18 protein-coding genes and 4 pseudogenes are annotated in these 17,888 nt (G+C 36.9%); 6 read left to right on the plus strand and 16 right to left on the minus strand.

From position 1 onward, the window contains the following. Positions 1-26 precede the first annotated feature (26 nt). The 12 genes and pseudogenes from J5A74_00415 to J5A74_00470 form a co-directional block, all read right to left on the minus strand. Positions 27-788: an EFR1 family ferrodoxin gene (locus J5A74_00415; GenBank protein QUI95875.1), complete on the minus strand. Its 762-nt coding sequence runs from the start codon at positions 786-788 to the stop codon at positions 27-29. Between the two features lie 21 nt (positions 789-809). Further along, positions 810-1,313: a TetR/AcrR family transcriptional regulator gene (locus J5A74_00420; protein QUI95876.1), complete on the minus strand. Its 504-nt coding sequence runs from the start codon at positions 1,311-1,313 to the stop codon at positions 810-812. Between the two features lie 183 nt (positions 1,314-1,496). Next, a complete protein-coding gene (gene tnpB / locus J5A74_00425) occupies positions 1,497-2,600 on the minus strand; it encodes an IS200/IS605 family element transposase accessory protein TnpB (protein ID QUI95877.1) in 1,104 nt (367 codons plus the stop codon). Between the two features lie 17 nt (positions 2,601-2,617). Next, positions 2,618-3,021 (minus strand): annotated as a pseudogene (gene tnpA / locus J5A74_00430) (IS200/IS605 family transposase). 99 nt (positions 3,022-3,120) lie between these two features. Further along, positions 3,121-3,697, minus strand: a pseudogene (locus J5A74_00435) (aldo/keto reductase). A 16-nt stretch (positions 3,698-3,713) separates the two neighbouring features. Beyond that, complete coding sequence (locus J5A74_00440) at positions 3,714-3,911, minus strand: hypothetical protein (GenBank protein QUI95878.1); 198 nt, start codon at positions 3,909-3,911, stop codon at positions 3,714-3,716. Continuing rightward, positions 3,908-4,420, minus strand: a complete 513-nt coding sequence (locus J5A74_00445; protein ID QUI95879.1) for a hypothetical protein — start codon at positions 4,418-4,420, stop codon at positions 3,908-3,910. The genes J5A74_00440 and J5A74_00445 overlap by 4 nt, the downstream gene beginning before the upstream one ends. A gap of 262 nt (positions 4,421-4,682) precedes the next feature. Continuing rightward, on the minus strand, positions 4,683-5,282 hold the full coding sequence (locus J5A74_00450; GenBank protein ID QUI95880.1) for a metallophosphoesterase: 600 nt from the start codon (positions 5,280-5,282) through the stop codon (positions 4,683-4,685). Beyond that, the gene (locus J5A74_00455) at positions 5,282-6,001 is read right to left on the minus strand and encodes a serine/threonine protein phosphatase (GenBank protein ID QUI95881.1); all 720 of its coding nucleotides are present in this window, start codon (positions 5,999-6,001) and stop codon (positions 5,282-5,284) included. The genes J5A74_00450 and J5A74_00455 overlap by 1 nt, the downstream gene beginning before the upstream one ends. 12 nt (positions 6,002-6,013) lie before the next feature. Beyond that, positions 6,014-6,436 (minus strand): hypothetical protein, encoded by a 423-nt coding sequence (locus tag J5A74_00460; protein QUI95882.1) that lies wholly within the window; start codon positions 6,434-6,436, stop codon positions 6,014-6,016. 166 nt (positions 6,437-6,602) lie between these two features. Beyond that, positions 6,603-7,358: a hypothetical protein gene (locus tag J5A74_00465; protein ID QUI95883.1), complete on the minus strand. Its 756-nt coding sequence runs from the start codon at positions 7,356-7,358 to the stop codon at positions 6,603-6,605. Positions 7,359-7,372: 14 nt separating this feature from the next. After that, a complete protein-coding gene (locus J5A74_00470; GenBank protein QUI95884.1) occupies positions 7,373-7,768 on the minus strand; it encodes a hypothetical protein in 396 nt (131 codons plus the stop codon). 298 nt (positions 7,769-8,066) lie between these two features. Here J5A74_00470 and J5A74_00475 point away from each other — a divergent pair, with 298 nt between their 5' ends. The 5 genes and pseudogenes from J5A74_00475 (at position 8,067) to J5A74_00495 (ending at position 12,077) form a co-directional block, all read left to right on the plus strand. Beyond that, positions 8,067-8,549, plus strand: coding sequence for a hypothetical protein (locus J5A74_00475; GenBank protein ID QUI95885.1), 483 nt, complete (start codon positions 8,067-8,069; stop codon positions 8,547-8,549). Positions 8,550-8,617: 68 nt separating this feature from the next. Further along, positions 8,618-9,199 (plus strand): annotated as a pseudogene (locus tag J5A74_00480) (helix-turn-helix domain-containing protein). Beyond that, the gene (locus tag J5A74_00485) at positions 9,130-10,017 is read left to right on the plus strand and encodes an IS3 family transposase (GenBank protein QUI95886.1); all 888 of its coding nucleotides are present in this window, start codon (positions 9,130-9,132) and stop codon (positions 10,015-10,017) included. The pseudogene J5A74_00480 and the gene J5A74_00485 overlap by 70 nt, the downstream one beginning before the upstream one ends. A 34-nt stretch (positions 10,018-10,051) precedes the next feature. After that, positions 10,052-10,771, plus strand: a pseudogene (locus J5A74_00490) (transposase). A 217-nt stretch (positions 10,772-10,988) separates the two neighbouring features. Beyond that, a complete protein-coding gene (locus J5A74_00495) occupies positions 10,989-12,077 on the plus strand; it encodes a PTS sugar transporter subunit IIC (GenBank protein QUI95887.1) in 1,089 nt (362 codons plus the stop codon). A gap of 60 nt (positions 12,078-12,137) precedes the next feature. Here J5A74_00495 and J5A74_00500 read toward each other — a convergent pair whose 3' ends face one another. After that, on the minus strand, positions 12,138-12,362 hold the full coding sequence (locus J5A74_00500) for an IS3 family transposase (protein ID QUI95888.1): 225 nt from the start codon (positions 12,360-12,362) through the stop codon (positions 12,138-12,140). Positions 12,363-12,549: 187 nt separating this feature from the next. Here J5A74_00500 and J5A74_00505 point away from each other — a divergent pair, with 187 nt between their 5' ends. Further along, positions 12,550-12,966, plus strand: a complete 417-nt coding sequence (locus J5A74_00505; GenBank protein QUI95889.1) for an IS3 family transposase — start codon at positions 12,550-12,552, stop codon at positions 12,964-12,966. A gap of 399 nt (positions 12,967-13,365) precedes the next feature. Here J5A74_00505 and J5A74_00510 read toward each other — a convergent pair whose 3' ends face one another. The 3 genes from J5A74_00510 to J5A74_00520 are packed head-to-tail and all read right to left on the minus strand — an operon-like array spanning position 13,366 to position 17,874. Next, on the minus strand, positions 13,366-13,719 hold the full coding sequence (locus J5A74_00510; GenBank protein ID QUI95890.1) for a hypothetical protein: 354 nt from the start codon (positions 13,717-13,719) through the stop codon (positions 13,366-13,368). 15 nt (positions 13,720-13,734) lie between these two features. Continuing rightward, a complete protein-coding gene (locus J5A74_00515) occupies positions 13,735-14,625 on the minus strand; it encodes a DNA/RNA non-specific endonuclease (GenBank protein QUI95891.1) in 891 nt (296 codons plus the stop codon). Further along, entirely contained in the window at positions 14,626-17,874 is a 3,249-nt protein-coding gene (locus J5A74_00520) for an ATP-binding protein (GenBank protein ID QUI95892.1), read from the minus strand. Positions 17,875-17,888 lie beyond the last annotated feature (14 nt).

Consider the following 17,888-nt stretch of genomic DNA (forward strand, 5'->3'; position numbering starts at 1 on the left):
TCTAATATAAGTCTGTAAGTCTCTTTCTAAATATATTTCTCATACCTACATTGTTCGACTACCTCTTTTCCCAAAAGAGTAATCGCCTTCTTAGGACAAGTACTTATACACCTGTAACACATGGTGCACTTGCCAAAATTGACTGCTTTTCCATTTTGTATACTCAAATTTCCCATAGGACAGTTTGATGCACATACTCCGCATCCAATACAGGAATCACTAATCTTAAGTTTCTTGTTGTAATCTGCTGTTTTTTTATAAAACCATAATCTCTGCCCAAATAATCCTGCCATGTGAGCAAAAAAACTCAAGCCCTCCTTGGGATATTTGCCATCTCGTTTGATATCACTTGTTGCTTTATCTATTTTTTCATCTGCTTCATGAACGATTCTTCTGTTTTCTTCCAAAGACTTTTTCAGCAATTTGCTATCACAAACCGCATCAGGCATACGAATCTGCATACCTCCAAGAATTATCGCTCCATATCTTTTTAGAACTCTCGCCAGACACCCTGTTCCATCACCAGAAAAAGCACCCATAGTGGTAATTAAAAAAATCTTTTTCCCTTCCCATAAATCTTTATTCCTAATGACAAAATCCTTCACCATAAATGGCACATTAGAAAACTGTGTCGGGTACGCTAGAACAATATCACCGTTATTTCGAATTGTATCTATGGATTCCTTATCTTCAATTGGAACGCACTTTGCATCAGAATCTAATGCAGAAAGAAATTTTTGAACACAATGTTTTGTATTTCCCGTACCACTTAGATAGATTCCTACCATTTTCATCCCCTATATTATCCCCTATACATTGATTGAGCTAAGAATCAATTCAACTTCATCCTCAAGATGATCTGTATCTACAACACCTTTAACCGTCACTACAGAAGAAAGACCGTGAACCAAGGACCAGAGAGCAATTACCTTTGCATGAATAATAGAATTATTCATTTTATTAGCTCTACTACCTTTATTACCTAATAATCCTTTCAACACTTTCTCCGCTGTAGTTCTAAATAAGCGAAATGGCGGATAGTCATCGATATCAATATCACCAATAGAAAATAAAAGCTGGTAATACAAGGGGTTCTCATAAAAAAAGAGTACATAACTTTTACCTAATTCCAAAAGAATCCGTGAAAGATTGGAACAATTGTCCGTTATCTCTGTCAATGACGAATAAAATCGCTCTGTTATATAGTTGCGTACTTCGGATAAAAAAGCTTCCTTGTTTTTGAAATGTGCATATGGTGCAGCAGGACTGACTCCTATAGAATCCGCCAGCTTACGCATAGAGAGTGCCTCCATGCCATATTTATCTATATACTCTAACCCTTTTTCTATTAACTCTTCTTTTAAATTGCCATGATGATATGTATCTAATGTGAACTACCCATAGTCTAAAGCCTATGGGCTTCCTGCTTCGCTGACCTCGCAACCTACTATCTCCACAGGCGTTAATTCGGGCAGTCCCTGCCCTATTGTTTTTTCTTATACTACTTGTCTTAATCCTTCTGCCAATATATTTTTTGCCGCATTGATATCTCTATCGTGTTTTGTATTGCAGAAAGGACACATCCAATCTCTTACTTTTAGATCTTTTACATTTGTATTTTTATATCCACAACTAAAACATAGCTGGCTACTTGCATAAAATGTATCTATCTTAATATAATTTCTACCATTCCATTTTGACTTATATTCCAGTTGTCTTGTCAGCTCATACCACGATACATCGCTTATAGTTTTCGCTAAATTATGATTTTTCACCATATTTTTTATCTGTAAGTTTTCCGAAACTATCACTTGGTTTTCGTTTATAATTTCGCTTGAAATCTTATGCAGATAATCTTTTCTTGTATTAGCTATTTTCTCATGGCATAGTGCTATTTGTTTCCTTTTTTTCTGATAGTTCCTACTCCCCTTTGTTTTATTTGCTAATTGTCTTTGTAATCTTGTAAGCTTTTTCTCATATTTTTTAATTGTCTTCGGATTTTCATATTTCTTCCCATCTGATGTGATACATAAATCTTTTATTCCTAAATCCAATCCTATTTGTCCGTTTGTCTTTACAAGTGGACTATGTTCAGTTTCTACAAGAACAGACACATAGTACTTGCCGCTTGGTACCTTAGATATAGTTGCTGTTTTTATCCGACCTGAAAATTTTCTATGTAATTTTATTTTTACCCTTTTTAATTTTGGCAGCTTTATTCTTCCTCTATCAAAATCTACAGTTATATTCCCATTTGTAAAATTGGTTGTATATGATTTACGATTACTGTGCTTACTCTTAAACTTTGGATAACCTGCATGTTCTTTGAAAAACTTTTGATAAGCACTGTCCATATTATAAATTGCATTTGTTAAAGCAAATTTATCTACTTCTTTTAGCCATTCATAAGCTTTTTTCAGCTCTCTATTGCAATAATTATTACAATCTGTTTTACTGACAGACTTTTTTTCTTTTTCATAAGCATCTTTTCTGTACGCAAGGGTTTGATTATATACAAAACGACAACAGCCAAATGTCTTTGCTAACTGTATTTCTTGCTCTTTGTTTGGATAAATCCGATATCTATATGCCTTTAACATTAAGCTTACCCGCCTTTCTACCCTTGATTTTCTATATATTGCTTTAACATTTCTTCAGAAACATTGCCTACGCTACAAGCAAAATATCCATCCGTCCAAAATGTATGTTCTTTCCAAAAATGATTCTTAAGATATTCTGTATGCTTTTTCCATATATGATATGTTGTATAGCTCTTAATTAGATTAACCACTTTACTTATGGATATTGTAGGCTCAGTTTCTATCATATAGTGTATATGGTCTTTGTCTGTTTCCATATATTTATGATTATATTACTCTTTGTGCATATCTCATAAGAAAATTGTTTTATATAATCTGATATTTCTTTTGATACTAAAAGCTTTTTTCTATACTTACATACAAAAATAATATGATACTGTAATAAATATTTGTGTCTATTCTTTGATTTCCATACCCCCATAACGCTAGTTATTGCATCACAAATATCTATTTTTTGCTACCTTAACCCACCATCTAAAGCCAGTGGGATTGCAGTAGCATTATTTCAACTTACTCCTCTTCACTCACAGCTGCTCCTAAACCTATCCTTATCTCTCATAAGTCGGCTGCCAATTGGCAAATTGAGCAAGTTGCTCATCTGTGTGTGCCATCTCAAAATAATCTGTGCAGATGATTTTCCATACTTTTCTCCCAATTTTGTAAAGACAGGTTCGTTAATAAGAGCTTTGTCGCCATGGCCTAATGGATACCAAGCCATAATTTTAATTCCATATTTGTCCAAGATCTTTCTAAGCTCCTTTTGTGTAAAATATGGATGTGCCTCTACTTGAATAAATTGAGGAACTACTTCCCATTTTTGTTCAAGTTCAACAAGATACTTTCCCTCAAAATTAGAAATTCCAATTGCCTTGGCTTTTCCCGCTCTATAAGCTTTTTCAAGCTGCCTATATCCAGCAAGCCAATCACCTACTGGCTGATGAATATAGAGAAGATCAACATAATCAACTCTATTCTGTAGGCCAAAGTTTTGTTGAAAGAAAAACATCTTCTCTCTTCGTGCTTGACTCTTTTATTCCTCTTCCTACAGCTCGCTCATTCACATAGGCATTTGCTGTATCTACGAGAGAATAGCCCATGTTTATTTTTTCACCCTTACCACTCCTTATTTCGCTCTACAATTTTCTCAGCAAAATTCATTTGAATTTCTCCCGAGTAAAGGGTTTCCAAGTGTACCTTCATCTCCTTTACTTCCTGCTCTGTGACATTAATAAGCTTGCTATTGGTGCAATATGGCTTTCTGCACAGGGCTTGTACATCTTTTTTTGTTAGCTGTGTAATTGGCTGTTTCATCTCGAATTCCTCCAGTCCACAAGAATTTTTCTAATCTGCACAAGTTTTTTGCTTTCCTTGTCCATCAGCATCATTTCTGTAAAGATCTTTGCCATTTCTGGTAAGTCAACTTCTGCGTCTCTGACACCATCAGATTTAATACTGACTAATGCCTGCTTTAGGACTTCAATATAATTAGCCTGTAACAGTTGTAATAGGTACTGAGTCTGCAACACCTTTAGGGTATCAATTTGCCCAAGAATATCTTTCTTCACCTGTTCAAGTTTTGCCGCAGTTATTTCATCATAGCGAGCCTGAAAGCTTGTAAATATAGGAGTGTCTTCACTCTTTTTAACATTGCTAAGTAGCACCTGTATTTCCTTCCAATTAAAGATATTCTGTGCTGCATCAACCATCCGAACAAAGACCGCAGATCTTGACATATCCTGTGCAGAATCCAATCTTTTTATTTCATATTCCTGTGCAGCATGCTTCCAATTACATTTCACATTAAATAATAAATCTTCCATATTTCTATTGCCTTTCTAAATATTTATTAGGCATTTAAAAACCACCTATATACTACTATATGCTTCCAAAAATATTTTGTCAATACCTAATTAACACTTTAAAGGTGTTGAAAAAAATATCTTATGGTGTACGAAACTTTAAATATTCTAGAAACAGAATTTTAATGGCAATGGCTTAAAAAGAAGTAGGGACGAGTTTTTTGTGGTACAAAAATATCCCTAACCCAAACAGATATAGGGTATTCTATAGACCTGTTCAGTTTCATTCTACAAATCCGACAGTGAAATTCTCTGTGTTTTTATCAACTGTAGTTTGGTCTAAGCCCGGAATAAAATTCCACACTGGTTCTGCTAAGATAGGAACAGTATGCGATAAAACTATATCAACACTCCAATCAACCTTTTCAAGTTGTTTCTCGACATATTGCTTGATGGTTTCATCCGGTTGTTCTGTATCAAACCACATAAGCCCATTATTAAGACGGTAATACTTATCTACAGAATATGCCCCGCCAATTACAATGACACTCCTGTCATTGAAATAATAGATTTCCCCATCTTTGGCAAAAAGAAGATTAGGATACTGCTCTTCGACATATGCAATGCCGCCATTCCATTCCTTTTCATCGTAATCCCCTGCTTCCCAGGGTCTGGCCTCATGATTGCCATGAATGCAGAATAATGTGATATCCAGTTGAGATAGTTCTTCCTTCAATTCATTGTCCCTACTATCGAGGTGATAGTTGATTCCGGCATCGCCAAGAATGATCATGACATCTTCCACAGTTGTATCATTCTCAAGGCAGAACTGCTCGATTCTCCTGAAATCTCCATGTGTGTCGCCTGTTATATAAAAATGCACTAAACTTCTTCCTCCTCAACATAAAATTCCTTCATGTCATCAAGGCGCAAGCAGCCAAGCCTTCCATAAGGCATACCGCAGCCGCAATCGACGACAATGTTGTTGTGTGATTTATAGATAAATCCCTTTCTGGGATTCTCCTCTATAAACAGTGTCGGTGTATGGCCTGACACGATAAATTTATCTTCAAAATATTTCTTCTCATAATCCGGCCTCTTCCACACCAGCTCATCCAGCTCATATTCCCAGATTCCTTTATCCGGTTCAATATTTCCAAGGCCGGCATAGACCAGAAGGAATTCTCCCATTGCTGTTTGTACTTCTTCATAGACCTCAAACTCAGAAACAAAATCAGCAATTTCATTCCGCTCACTCCTGGATAATTTATGAAATTCATCTATCGTGGTTACAGATCCGTTCTGCTGCCAGTTAATCAGCTTCTCTATTTCTTCTTCATCGATGTCTGCAATACTCTCCTCTGTAATTTCCTGCAGAAGTGTCTTCATGCATTCGCAGAACATGACCTCATGGTTGCCGGCGATACAGCAGACATTGGGCCTCTTCATCAGATCCTGCAGTATCTTAACAGGATGCGGCCCTCTATCCACCACATCACCTAAGATATAAAGCATATCCGAATCTGAGAAGTCGATTTTCTCCAGCATCTTCCGGTAATAATCATAATGTCCGTGAATGTCACTTATCACATAATTGGCCAACTACGGCACCTCCTAATAGTCCTCCGGAAGAAGGAAAATGACTCTCTGTCTTCCCTCAGTCTTTACCCAGAATTTTTTTCCATTTCGGAAAAACACTTGCAGATCTCCGGCCTCATCATTTTCATCGCAGCAAGCCAAAATACAGTTTAGGCAATAATACGCAGCCCACAAAGTCTCAATCGGCCACGGATCATCCTCAGAAGTCTTAAACATATCGACAAAAGAGCCCGTAAAATTAAGGTCATTGACTGTTTCTTTCCAGTTTTCAAATGCGCATTCTTCTTTTGAAACCTGCGGCTTAAAATCAATAGCTGCAATCATTTTGTCATAAGCTTCCCTTGATTCCGGTTCAATCGAGTCCACCATGATATCGTACATATCACAGGCCATCAGAAGGGGCATATCCTTCATTTGATAAATTATTCGTACTGCCATAACACACCTCAACAATAATCATAATCATACACTCTATTATTAAGCATAAGTCTGAAAATCCCTTTTTCTTTCTGTAAATTTTATATAATGCCGTCAAATGCACCTGACTGAAGCCCATGCTAGGTGCATCCTGAAAGCACATCCTTCTATTATTCCTTTGAGATTTCTATGCCGACATAATGACTAGCAGGCAGTGATCAGAGATTTCATCAATAAGGTCTCCATCCAAAGCAAATCCTGCAGGTTTGAATTCGTCCCATGCTCTGGCGCTGAGAAGGATATGATCAATGTTCTTCTCAGCAAAGAAATCATTTCTGACAGTCGGAAGTCCTGCCGTAGCTTCCTTGTACCCCAGTTCCTTTAATTCCTTGATATGGCTGGAATCCGATGATTCCTGAAAGTCACCCAGTGTAATGATTCTGCTGTCCTTCTGCTTGGCAAGCTCTTCCATCACCTCGCTCCAGAGCATCTCCTTCTGTTCCTTACGCTGGGCAATAAACCAGTCTGCTTTTCCAGAAAAATTTGCTGTCTGAACCATATAGCAGTTCATGATATACCAAGGCTCTCCATCTATATATGCCCTCAGATAAGAGGTTCTGTTCGGAAGGCAATGGCCAATATCGATCACCTCATATGTCTCAACTATGCTCTTCTTTAAGAGGGTTACGGTTACAAGGCTGCGCTTGTGGGTCCTGTAATCAAAAGAAGGCGGGGTAATCACGTAATATTTCTTGCCAAATGCCTCATACAGTTCATCAAGGTACTTGCCACCTCCGGTAATAAATTCCTGGATACCAATACAGATTGGCTCTCCATACTTATCAAAAACGTAATCTGAGAATTCCGTAATCTTTACACTGTGCTTAACCTTCGCTATAGGCTTAAAAGAATTGAAATTAAAGCTGATAAACTTGTTCATCATATTAAAATCCTCCATTATGTTAATTTTTCTAAAAGTTCCATGCGCTGCTTGATCTGCATCTGCAGCGAAAATACAATCATATCCTTGCTGGTTTCTGCCTGATTACCGTAGCTTAAGATACGGCTGAATATTTTTACAATCACATCTTCCCTGACATAGAAGCGCTCACCGAGTAGGAAACTGACCTGTCTGTTAATCTCCTGGCGATCTGCCTTGGGGAGATTTCTGAGACACTGCCTTATAGCTATCTTCAGGCCCTCAGGAATATTTGCATCCTCAGCAGCATAATCACAGCAAGGGGTCTTGCTGCTTGCGAATGTGTTCCATCCATAACAGCAACTGTAATCCAAAATGAATCTGATAGCTTCTTCAAGCTGTGTGCGATCATCATACCAATTGTTTTCTTTCATAATACTTATTCCTTTCCTAATTCATTTGTCACTTAGTCTGGATCATATGAATCCATAAAATCATCCAAAGAATAGTTCTCGTCACAGCCCAGAATCTCTTCAATGAACTCCTCTTCTGTCTCATATCCCATTTCTCTTAGTTCCTTAATCTCTTTCTTTGTCATATACTTACCCCACTTAATATTGGCTTGTTTTTTACTATACTAACAGCACTTCTCTTATTTGTCAACAATATTAGCTTGTTTTTTACTATATTCTGATTTATACTTTGTTTAGAACATTCTTAAGGAGGATTCAAATGTTTATTTATAATTTGGAATTGGTCCCATCAAAAAAATACGTTTCGTTGGATTACACTAAGTACAAAGACATTTTTTCTGAATCTTGCACTTATATAAATAGAGGACTTGCTTTTACACGAGATCAAAAGGCATTAAAGATACTATCTATAGAAAAGGAGAAAATAACAGTTCAGTTAGAGTCTGCTAATCCACTTCAAAATCCTACTCGTAGCCTTAGTGCGCTAACTAGATTTCTCACCTCAAACTACTCTGGTATATTTGAAGAATATGTGTATAATAAAACGCTGTTCAACATGTCCTTAATTAGCACTATTTCAGATGATTCTGATGCAGATATAACTATTTCAGATGCTGAAATGCTCAAGATAATAGTTGATCTTACAGTTGGTTTTACATCTAAATCAGAATCAGAAACATCTAAACGAAAAAAAACACTTGATCAAATCAAAGAGTTAATAAAGCCATATATTCAGAAATAATTTCAAGGGCCAATCAGTGTGTGATATGTACCCTCTTTACTGGACACCCAGTAAGGAGGGTATTTTTCATGCGTTACAGTCATGAGTATAAGTTAGAGTGTATCGAGCTATATCGACAAGGAATCTAGCCTGAAACACCAGAAGGGATAAAAATAACAAGATTTCGTAAAATGATTCGATACTGGGTTCGTATCGAAGAACAAAATGGACCAGATGCTTTAAAGCACTTAGGTAATAACAAAGTGTGGACCCCTGAAGCAAAATATGAATTAGTTGCTAAAGTATTAGCAGGACAATCCAACAATTCAGTTGCTATTTCTGCGGGTATCAGCGATGGAATGCTATATATGTGGGTTCGCAAATACAAAGAATTAGGTTACAATGGTCTTGTGAATAAAAAGAAAGGTCGTAAGAGCAAGAACCCTGATATGAAAAAGAAAACGATTGAACCCAAGCCTTTAACTGAATCAGAACGCGAAGAGTTAATCAGACTAAGAGCAGAAATTGCGGCAATGAAAGCTGAGATTGAAGTAGTAAAAGATTGAAGTAGTAAAAAAAGGATCGCCTTGAGACAAGAAAGATGGGCTGCGCAACTCAAGGCGAAAAAGCAGCAATCATCAAAGCACTCAGAGAAGAAGGATACCAATTAAAGAACCTACTAAAAGGTTTAAATATGCCTAAATCAACTTACTACTACGAAATCAGTAAAGTTGATACTGTAGGCTTTAGAAATGCTGAACTCACTGAAGAAATCAAGAAAATATTTGATCAGCATAAAGGCAGATATGGTGTAAGAAGAGTGTATAGAGAACTCTTAAGACATGGAAATATTGTTAATCACAAAAGAGTACAACGCATCATGCATTCACTTGGATTGCAAGGCAAAAGGCCTAAAGAGAAATATCATTCATTCAAGGGCGAAGTAGGCAAAGTAGTACCAAACATAATAGATAGGGACTTTACAGAGACAGCACCACTTCAGAAGTGGACAACTGATGTATCTCAGTTTAACTTTTCATGGGGAAAGTGTTATCTTTCTCCAATAATTGACATGTACACAAATGAAGTTATTTCATATGATTTATCGATGAGTCCAAACCTAAATCAAATCAAGAGAATGTTAGAGACAGCGTTTAAAAAGTTCAAATCACTTACAGGATTAATATTTCATTCAGATCAAGGATGGCAATATCAACATAACTACTATCGTCAAGAACTAAAAAACAGAGGAATTATCCAATCAATGTCTAGGCGTGGCAATTGCATAGACAATTGCATTATGGAAACATTCTTTGGACATCTAAAGAATGAAATGTACTACGGCTACGAAAAAGAATATGAATCATTTGAGAGTTTCTCAAAAGCACTAGATGAATACATAAATTATTACAACAATGAAAGAATACAACGGAAAACAAAATGGATGCCACCTGTAAAGTACAGGATAACATCCATGTGTTCCGCTTAGTTCATAACATGTGTCCAGGATTTTGGGTACATATCAGTTTGCCCTAGACCCTGAAGGCTGGTCACTACAATGTGAAACAGGATTATTTAATCTGAATAACCTAGATGAACAAACAGACTATAATAAAGTCTTTTATAAGGAAAGATGGATTAAAGAAGATTTATCCAATAAAAAGGTCAAAGAAGGTGATAAAGCGTTAGAGCAACATCTTATTGTATCATTCTCCTTAAAGTACAAAAAATATCACCGGAAAATCAGGCAAAGCCAGATTGACCGTGCTAATAAGCTTATTGAAAAAGGGGAATATAAAAGAAATCAAAAAACCAAAATGATCCACGCCGTTTGTACTAATCTGGAGACAACCGGGGCGGAAGAAATCGTTCGTATAAACAAGAAGAGATGGGAAATTGAAGAATGTTTCAGAATCATGAAAACTGAGTTCAGTGCACGCCCTATTTATCTTCAAAGAGAGGATCGCATAAAGGCACATTTCATAACTTGTTTTGTTTCATTGGTAGTATTTAGGATACTTGAGAAAAAACTTGGCGAACAATATACATGCGATGAGATTATTAACGTATTACGCTCTATGATGATGTATCGTCCAGGAGAAAAGTTAGGATATCTACCCACTTACACAAGAACAGCTATAACAGATGCACTTCATGAAGCATTTGGATTTCGTACCGATTATGGAATCTTAACCGATTTGAGTATGAAGAAAGCCTTTCGAGACAGCAAAAAAAGTAAGTAGTCCCAGCTACACTTTTGTGAATTAAAAAAGGTCTGAAACCCTTGATATATACGGAGTTCAGACCTTTTAGCTGTCAAAGACAGCACAATAACTCACTCTCGTCAAGTACTATTTTTCTTGTCAATTTTGTAAATATGTTATAAATTCAGCTTGACAAACTACTTTAAAGTTTTAGAATTGTACTGAAAGTAAACATAATTTAATGGAGGCGTTCATTATGGAAAAGCTAAAGTTATTTCTTAAGCGAAAGGATATCATTATTTCTGCAAAAAGATATGGTATAGACGCTTTGGGAGCTATGGCACAGGGACTGTTTTGTTCACTTTTAATAGGTACTATTATCAATACTGTCGGAAAGCAGTTTAATATCGGTTTTCTTACAAGCACTGTAGCCACCATTGCAGGAGTTGACTATACTGTAGGTTCTCTTGCAAGTGCCATGAGCGGACCTGCAATGGCTGTGGCAATAGGCTATGCACTTGCCACTCCGCCGCTTGTACTGTTTTCACTGATTACGGTGGGTTTTGCATCCAATGCACTTGGAGGTGCAGGAGGACCGCTTGCCGTACTTTTTGTAGCAATAATAGCTTCTGAAGCAGGTAAGATGGTGTCAAAAGAAACCAAAATAGATATACTGGTCACTCCGCTTGTCACTATCTCGGTCGGAATACTTTTATCCGTACTGCTTGCACCTACTCTCGGAAAGGCTGCTATGAAGCTCGGTACTGTTATCATGTGGGCTACAAGCCTCCAACCTTTCCTTATGGGAATTCTTGTCTCACTTCTTGTAGGTGTGGCGCTTACACTTCCTATTTCATCTGCTGCCATTTGTGCCGCACTCGGACTTACAGGACTTGCAGGCGGTGCCGCACTGGCAGGTTGCTGTGCCCAGATGGTAGGCTTTGCAGTTATCTCATTCCCTGAAAACAAGTGGGGAGGACTTATCTCACAAGGTATCGGTACATCCATGCTTCAGATGGGCAATATTGTAAAGAATCCGAGAGTTTGGATAGCTCCATGTATTACATCCATGATTACTGGACCTATTGCAACCTGTATATTCAAGTTGCAAATGAATGGTGCCGCAGTATCATCCGGTATGGGTACCTGCGGTCTTGTAGGCCAAATCGGAGTGTATACAGGTTGGGTGAATGATGTAACAAGCGGTGCCAAATCCGCCATCACTTCATTTGATTGGTTTGGACTTATAATGATATCCTTTATTCTACCTGCCGTAATGACACCTGTTATCCATATGTTCATAAGAAAAGCGGGACTTGTAAAGGACGGAGATTTAAAACTTTAAACAAAAAAGGCGGCTTAATGATTATGATATGTACCCAGAATCCTGGACACATGTTATGAACTAAGCGGAACACATGGATGTTATCCTGTACTTTACAGGTGGCATCCATTTTGTTTTCCGTTGTATTCTTTCATTGTTGTAATAATTTATGTATTCATCTAGTGCTTTTGAGAAACTCTCAAATGATTCATATTCTTTTTCGTAGCCGTAGTACATTTCATTCTTTAGACGTCCAAAGAATGTTTCTATAATGCAATTGTCTATGCAATTGCCACGCCTAGACATTGATTGGATAATTCCTCTGTTTTTTAGTAAGAGAAATATCATTCATTCAAGGGCGAAGTAGGCAAAGTAGCACCAAACATAATAGATAGGGACTTTACAGCGACAGCACCACTTCAGAAGTGGACAACTGATGTATCTCAGTTTAACTTTTCATGGGGAAAGTGTTATCTTATCTCCGATAATTGACATGTACACAAATGAAGTTATTTCATATGATTTATCGATGAGTCCAAACCTAAATCAAATCAAGAGAATGTTAGAGACGGCGTTTAAAAAGTTCAAATCACTTACAGGATTAATATTTCATTCAGATCAAGGATGGCAATATCAACATAACTATTATCGTCAAGAACTAAAAAACAGAGGAATTATCCAATCAATGTCTAGGCGTGGCAATTGCATAGACAATTGCATTATAGAAACATTCTTTGGACGTCTAAAGAATGAAATGTACTACGGCTACGAAAAAGAATATGAATCATTTGAGAGTTTCTCAAAAGCACTAGATGAATACATAAATTATTACAACAATGAAAGAATACAACGGAAAACAAAATGGATGCCACCTGTAAAGTACAGGATAACATCCATGTGTTTCGCTTAGTTCATAACATATGTCCAGGATTCTGGGTACATATCAATGAACGAATGGTCCTATTTCTTTTAGGGACTTATTTCACATCCCCTTACATAAAAATTAATTTTTCTATTATTATTATAAAAACAAAATCCTCGCATCATTTATCGAGTCCCATAAATCAGACAAACATTTTTACTATCCAAAGTGCAGTCACAATTCAAAGTATTTTTATTATTGCAACAGGCACTCTGTTTCCATAATGTGCTTCTTTGTTTTAACTCACAATATCATAAACAACAGTTCACATTCTTTACATTGACAACTAGCTCTTAACTGGTTACTATAATTTTAACCACTCCCCCAGGCCTCTGTACTCTGTACATGCACACTTGGGGGCGTTTTGTTCTGGAGAATAAATCACTTCTAAGAAATTCCTACGGATTCCTTCCATTTTTTCTTCAGGGCATACACTCGACAATTCTTCTCATCATACTCCACTGTAACATCTTCATCAGAGGCTTTTACAATATTCATTTTTGATGTATCAAACTTTTTATCACTTCTTACTACATTAGCCACTGATGCATAGATATCATCTACAAATTCCAAAGACAAAATCCCATTTTCAGCTAAATCATTGCTCTGACAAATTTTGCCATTATAAGTTGCATAAAAAATCACTTCATAACTAGAATCTGTAACAAGAGCCAACAGTTCAATATTTTGAAGACCTTTGGCTTCTATTCTCAATACCTCTTCATGGATTTGCTTATTCATTGCTCTCCCTCTTTTCTAAACATTAAATGTCTTATATGATTTTTCTCCTGCGGTTTCATTTCTAACTCCAACAGTCACAGAAACTAAATTTCCACTGGCATCATACTTCTTCGTAACAGATGTAATAGAAATCTTATTTCCATCTGCTTCCATATCTGCAATTTCATCATTTAAGCTGTCCCGATCTTCATCAGAAATTACTCCATCCAGATCATCAAGCAATTCTTTTGAACCTTCTCTATTGTCTACCGTCAATTCTGTTTTCTTTCCATCAATAACAACGGTTCTTTCAATTTTTGCTGGGCGAGTAGAATCTCCCTCATAAATGACTCTACCACTATCTTGTACATCCTTTCCCTGCTTTTTCGCCTCAATCATCTCATTTTCTACCTTCTTGTAATCACCACGATTGATGGTATCTCTCATCGGAACGATATTCTCGTTTCCAGCTGATCCTCCAAGAACTCGAGCAACTAAATGTCCTCCATCATCTCCATCTTGTCGATCTTCTCCGCCGGCCTCTGTTTGAGCAACTGTATCGCGCTCATTTTCTGGAGTATACTTTGGATCTCCATTCCAACTAATAAGGCGTCCCTTTTCATCCGTTTTATAGCAATTTCCATTGATTTCATACGAAGTATTTGGCAGTAAACCACCATTTTTCTTATACGGAACACCAAGATCATCTGTCTCATAGGTATCGCCATCAATGTTATATGTAGAATTTGGGCTGAAGTCTTTTTCTTCAATTGTTGAGCAACTATATGTAACACAATCTATTTGTTTTGCAATAGGAAGGTCAAGTTCCGAAAGATCTGTGATCTTCTCCATATTTTCGGCTTCTTCTAAGAGCTCAGAATTGACATCATTGAACAACTCACCAAGTTCAAACAATTGGATATTCATCTATATTTCTCCCTTATTTTTCAACATTGTTATCCATCCAGAATAAATTTTTCCATAGTTATCTGACTTTTTTATCTCTGCCCTCAACACACATTGTGCCGATGCAACAAGATACTCCAAAGAAAGTCCTCTTACCTGCTTTTTAATTTCACAAATCATTTGGTCTGTCAATACATCAAATCTTGAAACTGTGCCCATTACAGATTTTAACCAAATTTCTCCCTCTAAAATACTACTGACAATTTTAGACAGTCTTTCAAAATTTTCTTCTTTCCAAAGTGAAATTTCTTGAAAATTTGTGTATTGATCAATGATTTTCTTTATCATCAACTTACTCTTAGTAGAAATCTCAGCTGTAAATAGATCTTCCTTTATTGCATCAATGTTAATATCTACAGGATTTTTTACTCTTGTTTTCAAAAGTAATTCCAGGAGATGCCTTTTTAGTCTGTCAGTTGATTGATGCAAATTTCTCTCTGGTTTATATTGATATTGTTGCTCTTCCCCCTTGTACTTTTGAACTTGGCATAGCACAGGCTCGACCCAATCATTTTGATAAACAACGGCCACTCCTTTAGGAAGCTTTGCAATTTCATCCAATTGACTATCTCTTAATCCAGCAGATTTTCCAGCCAGTCTCCTATCGCTCTCATCTGGAAGTCGCATAATAATTTTCGTATTTGTATTTCGGATAGCTGAACTATCTACCGCACTTGGCGATTGATCTACAATAACAAATCCTTCTCCATAAGTTCTCATTTCAGCAATCGCATTCGAAATCATTTCTACTGACTTTCCTGCTAAACTTGGACTTTCGGAATTTTGTTCTGAAGATGTCCTCTTTAGAATATGATGTGCTTCTTCCAAAATGGTCATATGCTTTAGCGGAACATTCATAGCATCGGCTGAGGACATTCTATACTCACTTAATTGCATAATCAAAAGGCCCATAATCAATGACTTTGTCTCCAAAGATCCAATTCGGCTCAAATCAACGATGACATTGCTGTCAAATAATACCTCACCCGGAATTTCTCCAGAAGTAAAAATCTGTCCATTGAGCCCATTGGTCAATGACTTTACTCTTGTCATCAATGACCCCTTATAATTGCTCTTTACTTCTTCTGAATAGGCCGAACTATGAATGACTTCTTCCAAGCTCTCTTGAAGATCTATAAATGTAGGATATAACTGAACCCCATAAATATTGTTTGAAGATGATAAATCCCATCCACAATCTTCATACGACTTAAGAATTGCATCTTTTAATACTGCTGGCATAGCTGCATACATAGGCCAACACACATTAAAAATTTCCACCAATCGATCCACATGCTCTAGTATATGAATTTTTGAAGCAAACTTAAATGGATTAATCTTAAGTAATTCCGCAGATTCAGGATTTGTACCATAGACTTGAACATCTGTATAATGGCCAAAAACATTCTTATACTCACCTTTTGCCGGCTCAATCACCATAAACTTGATCCCTAGATTATTTGTCTGTCGAATCAACTCATAAGTTGTATTGCTCTTTCCTGATCCTGTGGAGCCTGTCACAAATGTGTGCATCGAAAGGCTTGACTTATCAAGTCTTACATTATTCAGGCAACTTCTACCCATATTAAATACTTTACCTAAATTAATCCCTGATTGGAAAGATTCCTGATCATATCGCACGACTTCTTTTCCAAAATCTGCATGCTCAATGACCGGCAATCCACATACAGACTTTCGAGGAAGCCCCATATGAATTGCCAATTCACTTCCACTGACCATTGCACTTGGAGTCACTTCAATATCCCCAACTGATCCAGAATACTCAAAGACAGGATGTATAAAATTTTTGACATATTGCTCAATCAGTGCCGTCTTTCTCTTTTCACAACTTCCCCAAGAATTAATTGCTGCACTTTCTACTCCAGAGTTTTCTCCCCTCATTATTGCCTTATAAGTTGTTGCTGCAATATCTGCTGCATATTGATTCTCTGACAAAAAGTAAGCCGCACATTCATACATACCCAAAGTTTCAAACTCATCTATACGCTTTAATTGCTTATCAATTCGACTAAGCATATTTTCAATCGTCTTATTATGAGCCGTCAATGTGATTGCATTAGATAACCCCTTCGTCATGCTTGTTCCCGTAGTATTGGTACTGGTCAAGCCTTCAGATTCCGATGTGCTCTCTCCATAGGTCTTTGAATTACTAGTCGATTTCGAACTTGTCACTGTATTTGATGTAGAAGAACCAGTTGTAGAACCCATCAGTCCAAGTCCGCCTGATATAAGACCACCAATCCCACCCGTTATTCCTGCCGTAAATGGTGATAAGGCTGCACCTACAATTCCCGCTGTAGAAATTAAATTTTTGATCAATTTCGAAGAAGACCCTCCCTTAGATGTTGAGCTTCCTTTTGATGTTGAATATGAATTTGTTGTCGAATTTGTCTCCGACTCATTGATCGTCTTTGTTGTTGTTCTCGTTCTAGCCTCGCTCTTACTTTCACTCTTTCCAGCCGATGCATTTTGACCATAATTAACCTGGGTTGTTGCAAATGGAGATAACTGGCTATATATACTCTCATAACATCTTCTGAGCTCTCTCAACTGAGTCTGATCTGTCGCATTTGCAATAATAATTCCTGTATATTTCTGTCCTCTCATAGAAAGAACTAATTTCTCTAAACCCTGTACGAAGTTTTGATTATGTTTAATATCCTCTTCACGACCATTTGCAACACAAGACACCGCAGCAATGCTATTTCCCTTGATTCCAGCCATAATTTTTTTCATTTCATCCAAATCATAGTTCTTGGTCTTTATGCCTGGAAATTGACCACTCATAGCATTCTCAAGTGTATTTCGAATCGAACTGGTGGTTTTCTCATTATCTAAGGAGCGAATTCCCATATAGAAATCTGTTTTTTCCCCATCACTATCCATAATAACGAAAATCCCTGCATTGGAAGAGGCAAGTGTGTTAAACACACTTGCAAATTTATATGGTGCAAACTCTTCTTTCTCATAGACCATCTCTGTAATCTTAAAAAACAAAACATTTTCTTCAAGATTGGTATCCAACACGCTCTGGCTCAGCGGAACAATATCCAAATCTGACAAACCTGAGATATAACTTTTCAAAACGACATCCTCTACAAGCTGTAGAGCTGACTGGTATCCTGCCGCCATATTGTCGTACTTAGGTACTGGTGCATTTTCTGTTTTTGGTAATAAATCATTTGCCATATAGCTAACTCCTT

It is taken from the genome of Lachnospiraceae bacterium oral taxon 096 (genome assembly GCA_018141845.1).
Classification (GTDB): Bacteria; Bacillota; Clostridia; order Lachnospirales; family Lachnospiraceae; genus F0428.